The organism is Mesorhizobium sp. M7A.F.Ca.MR.362.00.0.0 (assembly GCF_004023175.1).
GTDB lineage: Bacteria > Pseudomonadota > Alphaproteobacteria > Rhizobiales > Rhizobiaceae > Mesorhizobium.
Map to the genome: position 1 here is coordinate 1 of NZ_RZTF01000724.1, position 1,490 is coordinate 1,490.

Consider the following 1,490-nt stretch of genomic DNA (forward strand, 5'->3'; position numbering starts at 1 on the left):
CAAGGATGCCGATGTTGCCGCCGTTCTCCAGGACCCCGGCCAAGGCGAATGAGGCACCGGCCATCGATGGCAGCAACGAGCCCATGGTCGAGCGGCGCGTCGAGAGGATGTAGTCGGCAAGATAAGGATTGTTGGGTGGGCGAAACAGCGCCGTGATGTTCATGCCGAAGGTCGCCGCCGCCACCGGCAGCAATTCGAAATTGCCGAGATGGCCGGTAAAGACGATGTGCGGCTTCACTTCGCTGGCGATTTCGAGGAAGTGGTCCGCTCCTTTGACCTCGATGCGGCCGGGCTTGATCGCTGTAGGGTCATAGTCGAAGAGGGCGTCGAGAAAGATGTATTCCGCGGCAAGACGGGCCATGTTGCCCCACATGTCGGAGGCGATCGCCTGGATCTCGGCTTCGCCCTTTTCCGGATAGGCCTTGCGCAGATTGTCGACGGCGACCTGATGGCGTCCCACCCGGGGGCCGACCATGCGTGCGGCGCGGTCGGCGAAATTCAACGCACTGTCGGCCGGCAGCAGGCGCAGGACCGAGATGATCATCATTGCGGCGCGCGCCACCAGCCAGTAATTGAGCTGGCGCAGTTGCCTGCCGTAGCGAAATTTTAGATCCCGGCGGAACTTCTTGAACACAGAGGTCAAGGCTCTAGCCGACGCGCAGGATGATCTTGCCGAAAACGTCGCGGCCTTCCATGCGCTTCAGCGCGGCGTCGATACCGTCGAAGCCGACTTCGGTGTCGATGACGGGTGCGACCTGTCCCGCCGCCATTTTCTGCATGGCGTTGGCCATGTTTTCCATGCGGCAGCCAAACGAGCCAAGCAGTTTCAATTGCTGCTGGAACAGCTGCATCAGATTGATCTGCGTCGACACGCCGGAAGTCGAACCGCAGGTCACCAGGCGGCCGCCGCGCTTCAGGCACAACATCGAGGCGGCAAAAGTGTCGGCGCCGACATGTTCGAAGACGACATCGACGCCCTTCTTCTTGGTCAGCTTGCGCACGACGCCCTCGAAACGGTCGTCGCGGTAGTTGATGACATGGTCGGCGCCGAGCGCCTTGGCTTTGTCGATCTTGTCGTTGGAGCCGACCGTGGTGATGATGGTGCAGCCCATCCGTTTGGCCAGCTGGATGGCTGCCGAGCCGATGCCGGATCCGCCGGCATGGATAAGGATCGTCTCGCCGGGCTGTAGCCTGGCGTTGTCGAACAGCATGTGCTCGACCGTGCCGAAGGTGACGGGCGCGACCGCCGCGCCGATGTCGGTCACGCCGGGCGGGGCGGGGACCAGCAGGCGAGCCGGCAGGTTGATCTTCTCTTGCGCGAAACCGTCGAGATGGAAACCGTGCACACCCGAAACATGTTCACAGAGGTTGTCGCGGCCTTCGCGGCAGGCTCGGCAGAGGCCGCAGGTGCGCGCGCCGTAGATCGATACCAATTGTCCGGGCAGCAGGCTGGAAACGCCGGAGCCTACCGCCTCGACCTCGCCCGAGGC

Annotated in this window: 2 protein-coding genes; both read right to left on the minus strand. The window is 63.0% G+C overall.

Annotation, left to right across the window (positions count from 1 at the left end):
- On the minus strand, positions 1–634 hold a 634-nt coding region (locus EOC06_RS37150), incomplete at its 3' end, for a lipid A biosynthesis lauroyl acyltransferase (RefSeq protein WP_164898993.1).
- Positions 635–647: 13 nt separating this feature from the next.
- Positions 648–1,490 (minus strand): zinc-binding dehydrogenase (locus EOC06_RS37155; protein ID WP_128310108.1); only part of this gene is annotated, 843 nt, incomplete at its 5' end.